General features: G+C 59.4%; 16 protein-coding genes. 4 read left to right on the top strand and 12 right to left on the bottom strand.

Going from position 1 to position 17,431, the window contains the following annotated elements; genetic code table 11:
- Nucleotides 1-140: 140 nt before the first annotated feature.
- From AC0C6X_RS29770 to AC0C6X_RS29745, 6 genes are all read right to left on the bottom strand, one after another.
- Nucleotides 141-284 (bottom strand): hypothetical protein, encoded by a 144-nt coding sequence (locus AC0C6X_RS29770; RefSeq protein WP_173519374.1) that lies wholly within the window; start codon nucleotides 282-284, stop codon nucleotides 141-143.
- 194 nt (nucleotides 285-478) lie between these two features.
- Nucleotides 479-1,057, bottom strand: coding sequence for an OmpA family protein (locus tag AC0C6X_RS29765; RefSeq protein WP_173519373.1), 579 nt, complete (start codon nucleotides 1,055-1,057; stop codon nucleotides 479-481).
- A 4-nt stretch (nucleotides 1,058-1,061) separates the two neighbouring features.
- Entirely contained in the window at nucleotides 1,062-1,481 is a 420-nt protein-coding gene (locus tag AC0C6X_RS29760; RefSeq protein WP_472956619.1) for a hypothetical protein, read from the bottom strand.
- A gap of 73 nt (nucleotides 1,482-1,554) precedes the next feature.
- Complete coding sequence (locus tag AC0C6X_RS29755) at nucleotides 1,555-2,346, bottom strand: porin family protein (RefSeq protein ID WP_472956617.1); 792 nt, start codon at nucleotides 2,344-2,346, stop codon at nucleotides 1,555-1,557.
- A gap of 104 nt (nucleotides 2,347-2,450) precedes the next feature.
- Nucleotides 2,451-3,788 (bottom strand): alpha/beta hydrolase, encoded by a 1,338-nt coding sequence (locus tag AC0C6X_RS29750; RefSeq protein WP_376741719.1) that lies wholly within the window; start codon nucleotides 3,786-3,788, stop codon nucleotides 2,451-2,453.
- Nucleotides 3,789-3,919: 131 nt separating this feature from the next.
- The gene (locus tag AC0C6X_RS29745) at nucleotides 3,920-5,488 is read right to left on the bottom strand and encodes a DUF1254 domain-containing protein (protein WP_472956615.1); all 1,569 of its coding nucleotides are present in this window, start codon (nucleotides 5,486-5,488) and stop codon (nucleotides 3,920-3,922) included.
- Nucleotides 5,489-6,071: 583 nt separating this feature from the next.
- Between AC0C6X_RS29745 and AC0C6X_RS29740 the strand changes: the two genes are divergently transcribed.
- Complete coding sequence (locus AC0C6X_RS29740) at nucleotides 6,072-7,049, top strand: AraC family transcriptional regulator (RefSeq protein WP_247960770.1); 978 nt, start codon at nucleotides 6,072-6,074, stop codon at nucleotides 7,047-7,049.
- A gap of 46 nt (nucleotides 7,050-7,095) precedes the next feature.
- On the opposite strand, the gene AC0C6X_RS29735 is transcribed toward AC0C6X_RS29740, so the two are convergent.
- The 5 genes from AC0C6X_RS29735 to AC0C6X_RS29715 form a co-directional block, all read right to left on the bottom strand.
- Nucleotides 7,096-9,012 carry a mechanosensitive ion channel family protein gene (locus AC0C6X_RS29735; protein WP_472956612.1) on the bottom strand — a complete coding sequence of 639 codons (1,917 nt, stop codon included), beginning with the start codon at nucleotides 9,010-9,012 and terminating at the stop codon, nucleotides 7,096-7,098.
- Between the two features lie 308 nt (nucleotides 9,013-9,320).
- Nucleotides 9,321-10,763 (bottom strand): DUF1254 domain-containing protein, encoded by a 1,443-nt coding sequence (locus AC0C6X_RS29730; protein ID WP_173519370.1) that lies wholly within the window; start codon nucleotides 10,761-10,763, stop codon nucleotides 9,321-9,323.
- Between the two features lie 46 nt (nucleotides 10,764-10,809).
- Entirely contained in the window at nucleotides 10,810-11,079 is a 270-nt protein-coding gene (locus tag AC0C6X_RS29725) for a hypothetical protein (RefSeq protein ID WP_247960827.1), read from the bottom strand.
- A gap of 53 nt (nucleotides 11,080-11,132) precedes the next feature.
- Nucleotides 11,133-11,933 carry a DUF2092 domain-containing protein gene (locus AC0C6X_RS29720; RefSeq protein WP_472956610.1) on the bottom strand — a complete coding sequence of 267 codons (801 nt, stop codon included), beginning with the start codon at nucleotides 11,931-11,933 and terminating at the stop codon, nucleotides 11,133-11,135.
- A gap of 569 nt (nucleotides 11,934-12,502) precedes the next feature.
- Nucleotides 12,503-13,360 carry a LysR family transcriptional regulator gene (locus AC0C6X_RS29715; RefSeq protein WP_247960773.1) on the bottom strand — a complete coding sequence of 286 codons (858 nt, stop codon included), beginning with the start codon at nucleotides 13,358-13,360 and terminating at the stop codon, nucleotides 12,503-12,505.
- A 91-nt stretch (nucleotides 13,361-13,451) separates the two neighbouring features.
- On the opposite strand from AC0C6X_RS29715, the gene AC0C6X_RS29710 reads away from it, so the two are divergent.
- From AC0C6X_RS29710 to AC0C6X_RS29700, 3 genes are read left to right on the top strand one after another with little or no spacing between them, the layout of a single operon-like run.
- The gene (locus tag AC0C6X_RS29710; protein WP_247960774.1) at nucleotides 13,452-14,237 is read left to right on the top strand and encodes an SDR family oxidoreductase; all 786 of its coding nucleotides are present in this window, start codon (nucleotides 13,452-13,454) and stop codon (nucleotides 14,235-14,237) included.
- 17 nt (nucleotides 14,238-14,254) lie between these two features.
- A complete protein-coding gene (locus tag AC0C6X_RS29705) occupies nucleotides 14,255-14,962 on the top strand; it encodes a ribonuclease activity regulator RraA (protein ID WP_247960775.1) in 708 nt (235 codons plus the stop codon).
- Complete coding sequence (locus AC0C6X_RS29700; RefSeq protein ID WP_247960776.1) at nucleotides 14,959-15,885, top strand: dihydrodipicolinate synthase family protein; 927 nt, start codon at nucleotides 14,959-14,961, stop codon at nucleotides 15,883-15,885. Before AC0C6X_RS29705 ends, AC0C6X_RS29700 begins: the two co-directional genes overlap by 4 nt.
- A gap of 412 nt (nucleotides 15,886-16,297) precedes the next feature.
- On the opposite strand, the gene AC0C6X_RS29695 is transcribed toward AC0C6X_RS29700, so the two are convergent.
- A partial coding sequence (locus AC0C6X_RS29695) for an aldehyde dehydrogenase family protein (protein WP_472956608.1) occupies nucleotides 16,298-17,431 on the bottom strand: 1,134 nt, incomplete at its 5' end.

Here is a 17,431-nt window from a genome sequence, read left to right as displayed (position 1 = left end):
GATGCCGTCAAAAATGCAATCGAACTCCCGTGGAGCAACGGTCAAGCCGAAGGGCAGATCAACCGCCTCAAGATGCTGAAGCGTGCAATGTACGGTCGCGCCGGCCCAGCACTGATGAGGGCGAGAATGCTGCCGCTGAATCACAGAAATTGAGGATGAACCCGGTTAAATGCAAAACGACAAACCCGATCTTCGGTGGTGGTCGCCACCATCTTCTTCGCGACGCAAGGAACGAGCTCTTCCAGTTCGGCCCACGTGGGACCAAGATCGAGAAATTTGTCCATCAGAGAGCCACTCCAACGCGTCTGAAGCACATGAACAGGTGTTGGGGGTATCCGGCTCAAAGCGGTCCGGTGGGAGCAGATGGGTTCCTCGGCACGTCATGCGAGCCTCGCGTAGTAGTCCGCAGTGCCTGCGCTTCTTTGGTGAGAGCGCAGGCCGATTGCGGGCACGCGTGGTCTGCCGGCGGTAGGCATTGTTACGGCGTCGTGAAGACACCCAAATTGACAAGCTGGACGCGTCTGTTACTCGCTGAATCGCCCTTTGAGCCATCGATCGGGAAGTACTCGCCGACACCAATGGCATAGAGCCGTTCAGGGGCGACCGCGAATGTCGTTGAGAGAATTTCCGTGATGGCCACGGCCCGTCTTTCGCTGAGTTCCAGATTATGCTTGTCACTGCCTGTTGAGCTCGAGTGCCCGACAATCAGAAACTTGTAGGCCCAGAGATTCGGATGATGAAGCGCATCGGCGAGCAGGCCCAGAGTCCTGTAGGATTCCGGCTTGATCATCACCGAATCGTTCTCGAAGTCGATCTCGACGACCATTTGCGGGAGCTTGGCGATCTTTCCCCAGTTCGGAAGCGACGCCATCGCCACTCCGCCGCCCTCTATGGCTTCCTGACGCAGAATTGCGATGTCGATCAACGGAGCCGCCTCAACGAGCTTGCCAAGTCCTGAGACGATCCGTTGTTGGGAGACCTCCTGGGCGGCTGCAAAGTCCGGTGCGCTCGATGCCGCGAGTAAAAGAGTGAGGAGTAGGTTACGGAGCCTGGTCATTTGCTTATCTCCAGCCGGCATCGGTTATCGCCTGATTACACGGTTTGCCTACGCGCTTTTCGGCTTTGATGAGACATGCGAGACGGTAGCCGTCGCCTTTCACGCTTGAACAGAGTTGCGCGACATCGTGTTTGCAGACTTTCGCGTATGCGGCCTGGGCCTGCTCCCGCTGGCTGATCGAGGTGAGCACAGTCGTGATCGATCCGACGCAGACCGGTGAGATTTTTGCTGCGTTTTTCTGGAGGCAATCGGCGACCCGCCCGTTGCCGAGATTGAGGCCGTGGCAGAGCTTTTTGATGTCGCCGCCGCAATCCTGCGCCAGCCTCGTGACGGCGTCGGCGTAGCTAAGTGTTTCTGCGCGCGTCGCGCCCGCTAACGCGAGCCCGATGAACAGTGCCGCTGCTATGGTATTTCTTGTCTTCAAAGCTTCGTCTCCTTCAGATTTGTGGTCGCTCGATTTGTTTGGAAAGGGGGTCGGTGGGTTTGAGCGGCTCCGCTTAGAACCGCACTGAGAGCCCCAGCATCGGACCCTGCTGAGTGACGTCGAACACGAAACCGTCATTGCTGTAGTCCACGCCCAACGCGCGGTAGCCGGCAATGGCCGATATCGAATTTTTGAACCTATAACCAATTGCCGCCGCCACGTCCCAATCGAGGTCAGCGCCACCAGCACCGACAAGACCCCAGCCCGTCAGGTAGAGTTCGGGCGTGAGAGAATAGGTGCCGCGGAAACCCGCCAGACCGTCTACCCAAGTTGCCTGATCGCTTCTGCTGCGCCCATCGAGAATGCCGCCATGGAACGAAAGCTCGCTTTCGACGGACCATACGCGCAGGCCGGCGACCACGTCGAACCGCGCTGTATCGTTGTCGATGACGGAGTATCCCGCGCCGAGCAGCCCGGCAAAGGTCTCCGATGTGAGTTCGACGTCTGTCGCAACAATGCCTCGTGGTGTCCCCGACTGCCCCGAAATCTTGGTATACATGGCATCGGCGAAGATGCTGTAGGGGCCGTTGCGCGCTTCGCCGATCGCCATCGCACCGAACTCAAGGTGGTCGAAGATGTCACGGAAGCTGGCATTGACATCGACTGCGGGCAGCCCGAACTGCTCAAGGTCACCCGACAAACCGGCCGCCCAGAAATATGGGGCGAAGGAAAATGTCCATCCGCCTTCGGTGGTCTTCTGCTGCACTTCCGGCGTCATCGGGGAATAGATTTCGGTGGCCTGCGCCGTACCCGCAACAAGGCAAGTTCCGATTGCCGCTAGAGTACGAACGATGCGAATCCTCATGTTGTCCCCCTGTAATGCTCGCTGTGGCGAGCAATCGCTGTTGTAGGCATTTCGTTCAGCCAATGGCGGCCCGCGGCTTGGTCCTGTGTACTCGGAGCGATTGGCTATCGGCTGCAGGTTCCTGATCTCGGCTCCCTGCAGGCATTGCCGGCGGTGTTCGAATTCGCGTTGCCGGATGGTCCGACGAGCGCCTCCACGTGATGAACATAATTTTGCCGTGTGTTTTGATCGACAATCGCCGCCGGGGCGGCAACGACCAGGCCCGCAGCTGTGCCGACCGAGTGCGCGGCCCCAGCAGTGGCCGCCACAATATGGTCGCCAAGCCCCAACCGGCTGTCGGTCAAGGTTTGACCGCTCGACAGCCGGCGGCCGATCAATTGTACGATTTCAGGCGACTCTGCGAACTTTGTATGGTGGAGGCTATCACCTTCCTTGAGTTGGGTCAGATCGACGACGGTGATTTCATTCACCGCCAGTTCTTCCTTGTAGGGCGATTGTTCCGGGTCTATTGCGCCCAAGCGCGAGACGTTTCCCCACACGCGGCGCGAAACGGCGAGCGCACGATCGTCACGAGAGACGAATAGCGTAAAGCGCGGCCGTTGCTGGCCCATATCCGCGATCTGCGAACGGAATACATCGACGTCTACGTCAGGCGCCGCCAACATGACATTCTTGAACTTGGCCGGCAGCCCATCGTTGCGGATCGCCATTTGCCGCAACGATTCCAGTGCCAGCCAGTTGCCCATGGAATGGGCGAGAACAGACACTTCCTTGACCTGAGGGTCGGCTGCCAGGTACTGGAACAGCCGCTCAACCGCGTTGCGCGTATAGTTGGTGCTTTCGCGATCGTAACCATAGGCCAGCAGGCTTCCGCGCGACGGCCATGTGGCGAGTACCGGCACGCTACGTGCGCCGGAATCGTGCACGATCTGCGCAAAACGGAAGACGGCGTCCTCGAAGTGGTTATTAAAGCCGTGAATGAAAACTAGAACACTGCCGTCCGGGCTTTTGCGCACATGGCTATTCAACCACTTTTCAGCCGTTTCGCGGTCGATTTCGTCAGCCTTGAGCGCTGCAAAATCGGCTGCTGGATCTGGCGGAAGCTTGCGCGGCCAGGCAACCTCGCCTGCCTTGCGCGCGGAGTCAGGCGGTATTGAAACGGTGATGTCAGCGAATGTCGGGTTGAAAGCACGTTCGCCGCTGAACATCTCTCCGGGGTTTTCCGAGCGACCTCGAGTCGTGGTGACCAGCATCTCGACTTGGGTGGCCGACGGAATGGCTCCCACAGGTTCAAGCACGCCGGTCGGGCGGCTCGCACAAGCCGCGAGCAGCGTCAAACCCAAGAGGACGCATGTCGAAAGCGACCAGGAGAATGCGCCGGTTTTGGCGTTCCGGTCGTGAGCAGACTGAAATTGCACCAACGATCCCCTCAATGTCCGCATCAAGGAGTTCGCCGACCGACCGCTACTCCTCTTCATGTAAATCCTACCTACAAGGGAAGCAGGCGACGAACTTATCATTTGACGCCACGCCCGGTCTAAGCGACTTATCTCTCGGGTCCCGACTGCAGATGTTAATCGATCGGTTCGAACTCGCCCGGCCGCCAGGTCTTATCGAACCAGGGCTCGAGTGGCCCATAAAGCCGCAGAAGCGTGTACCATCCCTTGCCGGCGACGGTTTGAATCCAGTTTGCCTCCTTGCCTTCGGGTGCCTTCGGACCGAAATAGAGCTCGACCGAGCCGTCGGGATTCTCGATCAGCTTGTCCCGCTTGTTGTTTTTGCTTGGGAAGGTCTGGCCGGTTTGGAGTTCCGAGCGCGTCTGCGGATCGTAGACCACTACGGACCAGAAATCCTTGGCCGGTGGATTGGCGGGAATGCGAAGCTTGTATGTCTTTGCGCCATCCAGATAGTCGCCGTTCCGGTCGGTCGCAGCATATGCATACTGGGAACCAGCGCCGATCATTTTCTCCACCATGGCAGGTGTGTTGACCGTCGCCTGGTAGAAGAAGAGGGTTCTGGCGTCGAGATAACGGCCACCCTTGCCGCCGTCCCGAAGCCATTCATAGCTTCCCCCAACGAAGGCCGCGCCCCATGCGCTGTTCGGGTAGAGATGGAAACCGTCAAGACGGGGTCGGAAAATCAGCGCGCGGGCGGTTGCGTTGCCGACAGCGACTGCCTCGGTCAACAGTTTCTTCATCCGCGCATCCGGGGCGAAGGGCTTGCCCTTTTCAATGCCGATAGCGGCAAACAGGCCGAGCAGTTCGGGATCGAGCATAGACGTCGGTTCCCGATTGATGACCGTGTGGAGCTCTTCGTAGAACGCGTAATTGTTGGCATGAATGGTATTCCAGGATTTACGCGATCCGCTGATGAACTCCATTTCCGGCGGGTTATCACGCTTGCTGAGCGGATAGACCTTCAGCCCGCTCTTGAAGGAAGCGACTGCCGCGTCGGGCTTTCCATCGACCAGAAAGCCACGCAGGATCAGCCAATTTACATAGCTCGTAGACTTGGAAACGAAGTACGTTTCACCCTCGACCTCCGCCTCGATGCCGCCGACCGGCGGATTGAGATCTCCCTGGTAGTCGGGCGGCAGGATCAGATACTTGCCGCCCTTGCCGCGGTCGGGGCCCGGCCCGCCCATGTCGGTCACAAAGCGAAAATAGGCATCGTTGACCGTGCCGGGACCAGACCCGGCAGGAATCTCCACAACCGTCGGCCCGTCTTTCCACAAGTCGAGAACAACGCTGCCATAGACAGTGTCGGTGTTGCCGGTGAGGAACAGCGGCGCCGAGTCCATCAGCTGGTCAAGAAGGATTGCCTTATATGATGTGTCCGCGCCCAACTCCAGATGCCCGAGCCGAATGCCTTCGACGGATGTGGCGGGGATGCCGTTGAGGAACGTCTCGACGCCGCGCATGAGGTCGAGATTGTCATAGAGCCTATCGACAGTTGCTTCATCCGGCATCCCGTCAAAGAACCTCAGCGTACCCAACCTTGTTTCCACCTTGTCGGGGGTCATAATCTTTTCGGGGATTTTATGGTTGTAGCCCGGGGTTTTTACCTCGCCGGCCGCAGTCAGCGTCGTTGCAAGCAAACCGGCCGCGGCCAACACCGCAGGACGAAGCATTTCAGATAACATGTTTGCCCTCTCCTGGACTTTCTAGCTGATACGACCACCTGCGTTGCAGGAAAGCCTCCCGACGATCCGACAACCAAACCGAAGCGTTCGTTGCGGGAGACTAGCTGTGCCTCCCCTTGCCAATCTTACCATTTCCCGCCAAATCGCAGACGCATCCCGGGAACGCACAGTTGCAACAACCTACCACTTATGATTGCTTTGCAAAGCGCGAATATTTGACCATCCGCTCCGGGGCCGATGAGACTGGCGTGAAAGGATAAGACCCGGTTTCGTTTCCGTAGCATCTTCAGGACGAGGTCTCGGGTGCTTGCTTCGGATGCGCTCCGCGTCTGTGGCTTGGGGGGCACCCGGTAAGTTGGCCGCATATTGAAGGGAGGCTGATCTATGCAGGCGTATGTACCGTCTACATCGAATTGCAGATATTGCTTGCCAATTCTACCGGCGGTCGAATATGTGAAAATTATCCATTTCACGCCAATCCCGTATTCAGGAACCATTTCAGATCGCCGCGATTCCCGTGATCTCGAGCCACGTCTTGCAAGGCCTACCCGCGTTTATTCGAAGCGAACTTGGGGAGCGAGCGTTGTTGCGCGCCAATCGCGCCGCGGGCTTCGACGTGGAATTGATCGAGGACCGCAATGTCTACATTCCCCAGCAATCTGTGGTCGGGTTCGTCGAAGCCATGGCGAGGGCAGTGGGCGACACAAACCTCGGTCTCCTGCTCGTGCCGAATATGGATGTTTCCGCGTATGGCAGCTTCGGTCGCTTCATAACCGAGGCAGACACGCTCGGCGACGCGATCAAACGAGGTATCGTGGCGCTGCAGTATCACAGCAGTTTTGACAATCTGACTGTCACCACCACGAAGGAGGAACTGCGCTTTGGCTATAAATTCGCTTTGGCTGGGTCTCGGGGGTATGAGTCGGTCGCATGTGCCGCTGCTGGCGAACTGCTAAGCTTCTTCAAGGCATATCTGCCTGACCATTGGCACCCACTTCGCGTCGAACTTGACATCCCGACTCCAGCCCATACCTCGCTTTTTGAGGACGTATTCAAATGCCCGGTGATATTCAATGCGCCAGCAGTGGCGGTCGTCGTTGAGCGGCATAGGTTGATGGCTGCGTCGCGACGAACATCTCGGTCGATTGTGACCCTCGAGGATGTGGCTCGCGATCGTCCTGGAGGTGCACCTCGGAGTTTGCTGGAAATCGCCACTGCACAGATTCGCGCCCAACTGCTGGCGGGCGATGTGTCGATCGAGGAGGCAGCGCGAACGATGAACACGAGCGTTCGGACACTGCAGCGTGAACTTCGAGTGGTAGGCGCCGACTTCCGAAGCCTGACCAGCGCGGTGAGAATGCAACGTGCGACAGAAATGTTGCGCGATGGAACCGTGTCGATCACCAACATTTCCGAGGATCTTGGCTACTCCTCTCCCGCCGGCTTCACCCGAGCTTTTCGAAAAGCGACCGGATTTGGGCCTCGCGAGTTTCGCGTCAAGGAAAACCTATCTGCTGCCGATACCGACGGCGACCCCCCAGAACGAACGGGCGAGCTGTAGCCGAACCTCGCTAAGGCAATTGCTCCAGAGACTCCACGTGGGATTTTCAAGCTGGCGAGGCGGTGCCCGGCGAAGTCGTCTTACCCGGAGACTGCCGCGCCGCGAACGTCGCTGCCGCTGTCTCCTTGTCGTCTCCGCTGACTTGAACCATCGGTTGAGCAAAGTCGATTCCATTTTCATGGAAAGCCTGCATGACCATTGCGTAAGCATTGCGACGGATCATTGTCTGTTGCCCCGGCTTGCAGGTGAAGGCGATGCCAAGCTCAATTCCATATTCACCGATCTGCTCGACGCCCTTCAGTTTGAGCGGCTCGATGAAGAGCGAACCGAGTTCCGGATCGGCCTGCAATTGCGCGCCGATCTCCTTGATGAGCTTGCGGACTTTGTCAACATCAGTTTTGAAAGGGACACGAATGCGGAACTTGTCGACAGTCCAGTCGCGGCTGGCATTCTTAATCGCGCCAAGCGAACCGAAAGGTACGGTAAAGATTGGCCCGCGGTGGTGCCGCAGCCTCACGGAACGCAGGCTGAAGGATTCCACGACGCCCGTATAACTTCCTGCTTCGATGTATTCCCCGACCCGAAACGCGTCGTCCAGCAGGTAGAAAACGCCGCTGACGACGTCCCTGACCAAGGTCTGCGAGCCGAATCCAATTGCAACGCCGACGACGCCCGCCCCAGCGACCAGCGGGCCGATTTTGACGCCCATCTCCGAAAGAATTGTGAGCACCGCGACACAGAGAAGTGCCGCTGCCAGGGCGTTGCGGAAAACGGGCAGCAAAGTGCGAAGCCGGCTTTCTCGGGCGAGTGCGTTTGAGGGAGAGGTTCCCTCATCACCGACGTCGCGCAGCTTGCGGGTGATGTAGGCTTTTGCCAATTGCCAGACGAGGTCAATGATTAGCAGGATGACGACGCTGTTGAATGCGCCGGCAATGATCGTCCGGATCAATGTTACTTCTCCGGAAGCAAAAGGGAAATTGTTTCGCCAAACGAAGGCGACCCAATCGACCGCTGCAATCAGGATAATGGCGCGCGTTCCGCGGACGAGCAGGACCGCCTTCGGGTCCGATGGGTCTCGCTCATTTGAGCGAGAGGGCGAGAATGAAAGCATCAGGCTGTCGGCAATCGACAAAGCGCGCGGCACGAGGACAATCATGACACCGAGCCAGAATAGAGCCATGAAGTCGCCGCACCAGAGCAGCCAGAGCACAATTGCGCCGGAGATGCCCATAGCGCGAGAGATCCGGTCTCGCCACGATCTGACATCGCTGGAGCGCTCACGCCAGATCATCGCCATTGCCAGAACAACAATTGGGATGGACAGTCCGATAGTGAGGGCTGACTGGACGTCGGCTGCAACACCAAGGCGTTCGCTTACAGCCGAGAATGCCATCGTCGCTGCCAGCAATGCGACGAATATCCGGACCCGCAAATAAGAGCGGGCCGACATTATGGACGCGGCGAGCGCGATGCGGCAGAGCGCGGTCGCGAGCTTGCAGGCGATCAATGCGAGGAGCGAGTACAGAACGACCACACGCACGAGTGGCGGCCAGGCGAACAGGAGAAAAAGGATCGCGACGATCGCCGTGAATATCGAGAGCGTCAGAAACTCCGTGTAGGTCTGCCTCAAGAGTGGGTTGGGGAAGGGCACAGCGGGCACTGAATGGCGAAAAATCCATTCGATGCCAAAAGCTATGCCGGCGATGATTGCCAACACGAGCGCCGCTGGCATGACGCCGTTGCTCCGTGCGTCCTGCCAAACCGTAGACCCGACGCGCGAAAGCTCATCGCTGACGCGTGGCACCGCGGAAAAAAATGCGTTGAAACGGGCGCGCAAGAGCGCCTCACGTTCCTCAATGAACCACACTGCCTCATTGTCGCGGGACTCGGAAGCGGCGGCTTGCTTCTGCTCCAGCCAGACCCTCACATCCTCATTCTCAAGCAGACGCAGCAGTTCGGCCACCTTGGACGGCTGAGCAATTGGGGGCACAGGCGTTTGCGCCTGCAGGTGCGTAAGCCCACAAAGGCAGAGGAACAGACTGCATAGCAAAGTCCGAAGGATGTACATAAAAGCCCGGTCCACTGGATCAAATCCCCTTTGTCAAATTATTGGTCTCCAAAAACCAATGACAGGACCGAAGCTGATGTAATTTGATTAATCTTCACTGAGGACCGATCGCACCATGCTCAACAAGAGACGTGGATGCCGAGACTTCCTGTTTGCAGCCGCCAGGAACCGGACCCGCGGCGGCTGCATGCAGGCTGGTGGAATTAGCTCACCTTCTTTACCGGCGGTATCGTCCAAGAACCGTCAATGATGGAGGGATTGCTCTCGTTGGGCCAGTAGAGGCGCATCATGAGAATGAACTTCCCCTTGGGTGCTGGAAGCCAGTTCGACTCCTTATCTGCCCCGGGTGATTCATTCTGAATGAACAAATCGATCGAACCGTCGGGATTTGCCTTCAGGTCCTGCCGTGCACTAATCGAATAGCGATTGAGCGGATTGTCGACGAAAAAGTATCCCGCGTCATACATAGTCAAGGACCAGAAACCCGAAACGGGCGGCGTCTGGCCTTTCTTGAAAGTCATCACGTATTTCTCGGAACCGTTATAGGCCCGCTTGATCAGACCGCCGCCGGACTTCATCGACGTCGGGTAGACCGCATCCTGCGGCCGGTTTGCCCCAAGGCCGATCGCGGTGACCAAGGCACGCTGGATGTAGTTGGTGCCATAGATGCCAGTCTTGGTCGTGAAACCCCAGCCATCGATATCCTGCACGTCGCCATCGCTGAGCTTGAAGTGCATCATGATGCGCGCGAAGGCGACCTGGGGCACGCGCTTGGCAAACGCCGGTTCGAACTTGCTTTTATCGAAGTCCTGACCCGGGACAATGCCAAGCTCGGCGAGCTTGGCAATCATCGGTGCATCCGCCTCACTCGGTGGGTTGCGTTTCAGAAGCTCGGCAAAGAGGGTGAAGTACTCGATGGCATCCATGCCATTGACCTGCTCGCGAACGGCAGTCTCCATATCGATGGTCGGATCGACCTTGCCTTTGGGTGCTGTCCAGTCCTTGCCCCATGCACTCAAGGGATAGAGCTTCACTTCGTCCTGGAGCTTATGAACTTCGGCGTAGTCCTCCTGGGTACCCGTGCAATAGATGCGTCCAAGCAGCCAAACGATGCTCGTCGGAGATTTGTATTGGGTCACGCCGTCGGGAAGTGTGCCTTCCCAGCCGGGTCCTGTCACCACGAATGTCTGGGCCTCGGTGCCCGTCGTGCGCTTTCCAGGAACGTCGAAAACGGTCGTCCAGCCATCCAGCATTGGGAACAGGGCGTAACGATCCTTGAGGTCGGGCAGGGTGATGACCCAGGGCTCATCGCCCACGTCGAAGAACGCGGTCGTATAAAGGGTATCTGCGTTCGGTGCGGTCACATCCCGAAACTTGGCGTCCGGATACTGACGCAGCTTGATCAGATGCCCCATGGGGCCACGGGTTCCTTCAGGTTCCGCGACGTTGGTAATCACGCGCCGGGTCAGTTCCATTGTCACCAGTGGATAGGCATAAGTGTACGCCTCGACGGCGAGCGCGAATTCGTCGAGCCCTTCCGGCAGATCCGCCACCAACCCGTCGGCGGCAGCACCAGGTCTTGCGAGAGAACCTGCCGCCAACACTCCAAGACCGGCGGCCGTCAAGTCACGACGCGTAATATCCATTCTATTCCTCCATCGAAAAATCGAGTTGCGACGTAATGCTCTGAGTTTAGTCAATGTAAACGACGACGTAGCGCCCGCCGTACGGCTGGTAGTAGACCCCGCCGCAGCGCCACACGACCGTGCCATTGACACTCGTTCTAACGCAGCCGGTGGGCAGTGCGGCAACATACACCGTGGAGCGGCGGATCACTCGGCGCGTGGTGCGGCGAGCGACACCCGAAACACTTCCAGGTGTCAACGGCCGTCCCACGACCGCCTGCGCCTCGGGCACGAACGAGCCGAACGGCGCGGGAGCGAGAGCGTCTGCCGCGAGCATGGCAAAACCGGCGATGGCAAGTGAAAGGATCTTTCCGTGCAGCGTGTGCGTCCTCATTGCACCGTCTCCAGCGAAAGCTCGCCGGTGACATCGGCGTGGACGTGTTCGAGCTTCTTGGCAGCCGGAGGCGGCGCAAATTTAAACTGCGCGGCTACGATCCCATCCGACCTCCAGTTGCTGAGCCGCAGCGAATATTGGGGTGCTCCGGTGGTCCATTTGGTCGTGATGACGTATTTGAGCGGCAATGGTCTGCTGCCCCTGCTGATCCAGATCTGCCAGTCCACAATGTCGGTCCTGAAGGCGAGATGGTCGCATTCCACCCCATTGACGAAGGCCGATCCGACAACGGTTCCTTCCGTCACGCCGTCAGTGAGGACCGCATAGGGCTCGCCTGCCAGAAAATCGGCTCCGGGAGCGTCAAGTCCGGTGGCGGCGCGAAGCTCCTCGGCCGCGTCTTCAACGCGTCGTCCGGGGCTCTGAAGCTGTGCGTAAACGTTCAGCACTTTGTCGTGCAGTGATATCGTCTCGCCATCAAATATCACCTCCGCCTGGGCAAAGGGGCCCATGCGCTTCATTCGAAAACCTCGTTCGCGATCGACGGCGATGGAACCGGAGGCGCTGTACTGGATTTTCTGACCTTGCAGATTGACGACTTCCTGATCCACGTCGTAGTCGACACTGAGGGTCGGCGCCGACTTGAGAGTTTCGCTCATCGCGACCAGGATCCGATGCGCCTCAGGCTCGATTCCGTCTTGCGCCGATACCGGCCAGGCCACCATGCAACCAGCGGCCACCAACATTGCGGTAAACTGGCGCCGCCAAGCTGCGCCGGGTAATCTCAGTCCGCCATCCATTCGCTCACCCACAGGCTTGTTGATTTGCTTGCCGGCCGGATCTCGCAACGGTTCTGGCTGATCTTGTGCGAAGGCATCCCGGCTTAGGGATTACTGCTGTATTAGCCGCGTGCGATCTTACCATTTCACGCCAAGTTGCAACTTTAATGTTGCATGCGACCGTGGGCGGAATCCGGTCAAAGATCGAATGCCGACGCGGACGCTTCAGTGACGCCAAAACCCGCGGTTGATTTTGAGGACTTGCCTAAACCCTCGGCATCGCAGTTATGCCTTCGGCTGCTCCGCAAAGGGGTTCACGCAACGAAATCGCCTTTGACGTGGGATACAGCGACGCCGCCCACCCCGAGTTCAGTCAAAGTTCCCGTTCTGTGCGTCTGGGATCGCGTAATGTATCGTCAGGAACTACGATTGCGTGCGATCTGCGTACCCGCGCGCAATAATGATCGACGGGATGCACCATCATCTCGCGAACTCCAGTGGCAAGTTCGGTGTTCCTCGCTAGCATTTCAGGGGTGCGGTCGAGTATCGTGTGAGTGGGAACTAGTCGACGACCGACGCTACCGCGTTCTCTACGATCGAATGGCATCGAGGACGGTTTGGATCAGTCGGCCGGACGGCACGCTGCGAGGTCTGAGCAGGCCGATTTCGCGGCATGGTGCATTGCGCAGCGGCAGCCGGGCAACGCGCAGGTTGTCGAACAGGGATGAACGCCAGTCGGGCATCAGAGATACGCCCAGCCCTGCTTCAACCATCACCGATATGGCTTCGAGCGAGTCGAGTTCCAGCCATTCCCGCGGAAGAACCCGCTGGGATTGAAGATAGGTATCCGCGAGCCGGCCACCCCAATTGCTTCTGTCGTATCGAATGAACGGTTGCTCGCGAAGCAAGTGGTCGACGGGGACGTTCGCGAGGTCGCGCGGCGCCAGAAGGACGAACGGCTCCGATCGGATCAGTTCCCAGTGTAAGGTCTTCGGTATGGGGAAAGGCGGTTTGACGAGGATTGCCGCGTCAATCTTTTCCTCGAGCAGGCTGTTATAGAGTTCTGCCGACGTTCCCGGCAGCAGGAAGATGTCGACGCCCGGTGTTTTGTCGAACACGCTTCGCAAAGCGTTCGGAAGCAGGCCCGTCAGTGCCGTCGAGATGGCGCCAAGCCGCAACTCTCCGAATGCCTGGCCGTCGTGCGCCAGCCCTTTCAACTGCCTGACTTCCGATAGAACACGTAGGCTCTTCTCCAGGATCGCAACCCCGGCTTCCGTTGGCTTCACTCGCCGACCTGATCGCGCGAGAAGGGGCAGCCCGATCTCGTCTTCCAGCGCCTGGATACGTTGTGCGATTGCGGCCGGCGTCACGCCCAGGCGGCGCGACGCCTCGGCCAGAGAACCGTGTTGGACGACGGTCAGGAAGGTTTCGAGAAAGCGGGTTTCCATCGTTAGTTTTACTATCGTCTGAAGGAAGAAAAAGGAAGGTTTTTCTTGCGTTTTCGCCTTGTCATAGTGGCCGAAAGCGAAGGAGGAAAAGTTGGATCTTCAGTTGAATAGCAAGACGGCGCTTGTCTTCGGCGCCGGCGGCGGGCTTGGTGGCGCAATCGCAAGGTCGCTTGCGGCGGAGGGCGTTTCCGTCATCGTCGCCGACATCCACGGAGAAAGCGCCAAAGCGACCGCGGATGCAATCACAGGAGCAGGCGGCAAGGCCATTCCGCTGGCTTGGGATATCAGCGACCTGTCCCTGATTGGCCAGAAGCTCGATGCCATCAAGAGCGCGTTCGGCCCGGTCGATATCCTGATCAACAACACCGGCGGGCCGCCGCCGACGCCGGCCGAAGGACAGTCGCCTGACGATTGGTCGAAATACTTTGATCTCATGGTTCGCTCGGTGATCGCGGTCACCGATGCGGTGCTTCCTGGCATGCGCGAGCGCGAATGGGGGCGCATTATTACCTCCACGTCTTCCGGCGTCATCGCGCCGATTGCAAATCTCGGGATATCGAACAGCCTGCGCCTGGCGTTGGTGGGCTGGTCAAAAACCTTGGCGCGCGAGGTCGGGCGCGACGGTATCACTGCAAACATCGTGCTGCCCGGGCGTATCGCCACGGGGCGCATCGTGTTTCTGGACGAGCAGAAGGCGAAGCGCGAGAACCGACCGGTCGCCGATGTGACGGCTGAAAGCACCGGGTCGATCCCGGTCGGCCGCTACGGTGATCCGAAGGAATACGGCGACACCGTCACGTTCCTTGCGAGCCCCCGCGCTTCCTATATCACCGGCTCCGTCATCCGCGTCGATGGCGGTCTGATCAACAGCATCTGATTTAGGTGAGGTTTCTCATGTCACTTGAACCCCATGTCGTTGAAATCCTGAAGGGCGTGTCCACCGCGACGGTCACGACGGTTCTCCTGAAAAAAGGGCTTCGCAACGTCTGGATGCGCGGCACGAAGCCTCTTAGACCCGGCCAGGGACGGGTTGTCGGCATGGCATTCACGCTGCGCTTCATCCCTGCTCGCGAGGACCTTGCCACGCCGGCGAGCTGGGCCTCGCCGATCTCCACCCGGGCGGCGATCGAAGCGATGCCGGAAGGGTGCGTCGCCGTCGCCGATGCGATGGGCGTCAGTGATGCCGGTATCTTCGGCGACATCCTGTGTGCCCGAATGGCGAAACGCAAAGTCGCCGGCCTCGTCACCGACGGCGCCATGCGTGACGGCGAGGGCGTGCTGGCGAGCGGGATGAAGGTGTGGTGCAATGGCATCGCAGCACCGCCTTCCGTCGCGAGTCTGACCTTCGTCGGGTGGCAGGAGCCGATCAACTGCGGCGGCGTTGCCGTTCTTCCTGATGACATCGTCGTGGTCGACGACGACGGAGCGGTCCTCATCCCGTCGGCGTTCCTCGACAAGGTGCTCGCCGAGGCGCCCGAACAGGAGCGCATGGAGGCCTGGATCATGAACGAAGTGGACCGGGGCGTGCCGCTTCCCGGTCTTTACCCGATGAATGCAGAAACGAAGGCCCGATATGAGGCCTGGAAGGACAGCCAGAAATGACGTTCAGTACGCAGTCCAAGGGCGTCTACGCCATCGCAACCACGCCATTTCACGACGATGGTTCGATCGATTTCAATTCGATCGACAAACTCACGGACTTTTATGAGGAGAGCGGCTGCACCGGCGTCACGATCCTCGGGATCATGGGCGAGGCCCCGAAGCTCGAGCCGGAGGAAAGCCGTGCCATCGTTAAGCGCGTGGTCTCCCGATCAAAGATCCCGGTGATTGTCGGGGTCTCCGCTCCAGGGTTCGCCAGCATGCGCTCGTTGGCACGTGTCTCGATGCAGATGGGTGCTGCCGGAGTAATGATCGCTCCGCCCCCCGCATTGCGTACCGATGACCAGATCGTCAACTATTTCGCCGGTGCGGTGGAAGCCGTCGGCGAAGACGTGCCGTGGGTTCTGCAGGATTATCCGCTGACCCTCACGGTCGTCATGACGCCTGGCGTGATCGCGAAGATCATCAACAATCATCCGTCCTGCCTGATGCTGAAGCACGAGGACTGGCCCGGTCTTGAGAAGATATCGAAGTTGCGCGCCATGCAGAAGGCGGGCGAACTTCGCGAATTTTCCATCCTGTGCGGCAATGGCGGCCTGTTCCTCGACTTCGAGCCGGAGCGCGGTGCCGATGGTGCCATGACCGGCTATGGCTTTCCGGACATGCTCACCGAACTGATGGAGCTTTCTGCGGCCGGGAAGAGGGATGAAGCGCACGATCTCTTCGACGCGCACCTGCCGTTGATCCGTTACGAGCAGCAGTTCGGGATTGGCCTTGCCATTCGCAAGCACGTTCTGAAGCGTCGCGGCGTTATCGCCACCGACGCGCAACGCAAGCCAGCCCAGATGCTGACGCCGACAGCGCGGTCGGAAGTGGACTATCTGCTTGCCCGTCTCGCGAAGCACGACAAGCGAGCTGCTTTCTAGGCTTCTTCTCCCTGGGGCCCCCGTCTCTGGTCTGGAGCGGCGGACGGGTTTGCAAGGTCGTCCCCGTTCTGCGACTTGTCATTGCGGTCTGTGCTCGCGCTTGCGCGCCTGATACTCTGACCTTGCCGATTGTCGATACACCTGTTGCAGAACGAGGTTTGACGATGCAGGGCCAGGAAACTTTCCTTGAAAGAACGTTGCGTGTCGGTGTGATCGTTGTGGTCGCGATCCTGCTTGCGGCGATCCAGTACGTGGTGTCTTCGCGAGGCCTCTATCCCGCTCTCTGAGAGAAAATCGCGACCTCCTGACCTGGCGGCCTGGGCAACTATCCTTGCGGACCTGATCTGTATATCGAAACAGCCCCGCCGCCCAACACCGAGATGGATGTTGGACGCCGGGGCTTGCCTCACATTTAAGCGAGCGTGTAGGCCGTCTTGACGGTGGTATAGAACTCGGCGGCGTAGCGTCCCTGCTCGCGCGAGCCGTAGGACGAACCCTTGCGGCCGCCGAACGGCACGTGGAAATCGACGCCGGCCGTCGGCAGGTTGACCATCACCATGCCGGCCTCGGCATTGCGCTTGAAATGGGTCGCATGCTTCAGGCTGGTGGTGGCGATGCCGGACGACAGACCGAACGGCGTGTCGTTGGCGACGGCGAGCGCTTCGTCGTAATCCTTGACGCGAATGACCGCGGCGACCGGCCCGAAGATCTCCTCGCGGCTGATGCGCATCTTGTTCGTCGCCTCGGTGAACAGCGCCGGCTGCAGGTAGAAGCCGGGCGTGTCGCGCTGCAGCAGCTCGCCGCCGAAGGCGAGCCTGGCGCCTTCCTGCTTGCCGATGGCGATGTAGTCGCTGTCCTGGTTGAGCTGGCTCTCATCGACCACCGGACCGATATGAGTGCCGGCCTTCAGCGCATCGTCGACCACGAGTCCTTGCATCCGCTCGCCCATCGCCGCGACGAAACGATCGTGGATGCCTTCGGTAACGATGATGCGCGAGGAGGCGGTGCAGCGCTGGCCGGTGGAGAAGAAGGCGGAATTGACCGCCGCCTCGACCGCGACCGAAAGATCGGCATCATCGAGCACGACGAAGGGGTTCTTGCCGCCCATTTCCAGCTGGAATTTGCGATTGTGCTCGACGGAAGCGGCGGCGACGCGTTTGCCGGTTCCCACCGAACCGGTGAAGGTGATGGCATGCACGTCCGGACTATCGAGCATCGCCTGGCCGACGACCGAGCCCTTGCCCATCACGAGGTTAAGGACACCCTTCGGCAGGCCGGCACGATGCAGGATATCGACGATCGCCCACGAGCTGCCGGGCACCAGCTCGGCCGGCTTGAAGACCACGGTGTTGCCGTAGCAAAGCGCCGGCGCGATCTTCCAGGCGGGAATGGCGATAGGGAAGTTCCACGGCGTGATGATGCCGACGACGCCGATCGGCTCGCGGGTGATCTCGACGCCGATATTGGGCCGGGCGGACGGCAGGACTTCGCCGGCCAGGCGCAGGCACTCGCCGGCGAAGAAGTCGAAGATCTGGCCGGCGCGCAC

Source organism: Ensifer sp. VA4 (genome assembly GCF_055710065.1).
Note: the sequence above shows the minus strand (reverse complement) of the source record. Positions and strands in the feature narration are given on the sequence as shown.

Excerpts from the sequence above, each read along its gene's own strand:
- AC0C6X_RS29745 (WP_472956615.1), bottom strand. The coding sequence starts at position 5,488 with ATGTTATCTGAAATGCTTCGTCCTGCGGTGTTGGCCGCGGCCGGTTTG.
- AC0C6X_RS29705 (WP_247960775.1), top strand. The coding sequence starts at position 14,255 with ATGTCACTTGAACCCCATGTCGTTGAAATCCTGAAGGGCGTGTCCACC.
- AC0C6X_RS29725 (WP_247960827.1), bottom strand. The coding sequence starts at position 11,079 with ATGCTCGCGGCAGACGCTCTCGCTCCCGCGCCGTTCGGCTCGTTCGTG.
- AC0C6X_RS29765 (WP_173519373.1), bottom strand. The coding sequence starts at position 1,057 with ATGACCAGGCTCCGTAACCTACTCCTCACTCTTTTACTCGCGGCATCG.
- AC0C6X_RS29700 (WP_247960776.1), top strand. The coding sequence starts at position 14,959 with ATGACGTTCAGTACGCAGTCCAAGGGCGTCTACGCCATCGCAACCACG.
- AC0C6X_RS29730 (WP_173519370.1), bottom strand. The coding sequence starts at position 10,763 with ATGGATATTACGCGTCGTGACTTGACGGCCGCCGGTCTTGGAGTGTTG.
- AC0C6X_RS29750 (WP_376741719.1), bottom strand. The coding sequence starts at position 3,788 with ATGCGGACATTGAGGGGATCGTTGGTGCAATTTCAGTCTGCTCACGAC.
- AC0C6X_RS29770 (WP_173519374.1), bottom strand. The coding sequence starts at position 284 with ATGGACAAATTTCTCGATCTTGGTCCCACGTGGGCCGAACTGGAAGAG.
- AC0C6X_RS29720 (WP_472956610.1), bottom strand. The coding sequence starts at position 11,933 with ATGGATGGCGGACTGAGATTACCCGGCGCAGCTTGGCGGCGCCAGTTT.
- AC0C6X_RS29715 (WP_247960773.1), bottom strand. The coding sequence starts at position 13,360 with ATGGAAACCCGCTTTCTCGAAACCTTCCTGACCGTCGTCCAACACGGT.
- AC0C6X_RS29755 (WP_472956617.1), bottom strand. The coding sequence starts at position 2,346 with ATGAGGATTCGCATCGTTCGTACTCTAGCGGCAATCGGAACTTGCCTT.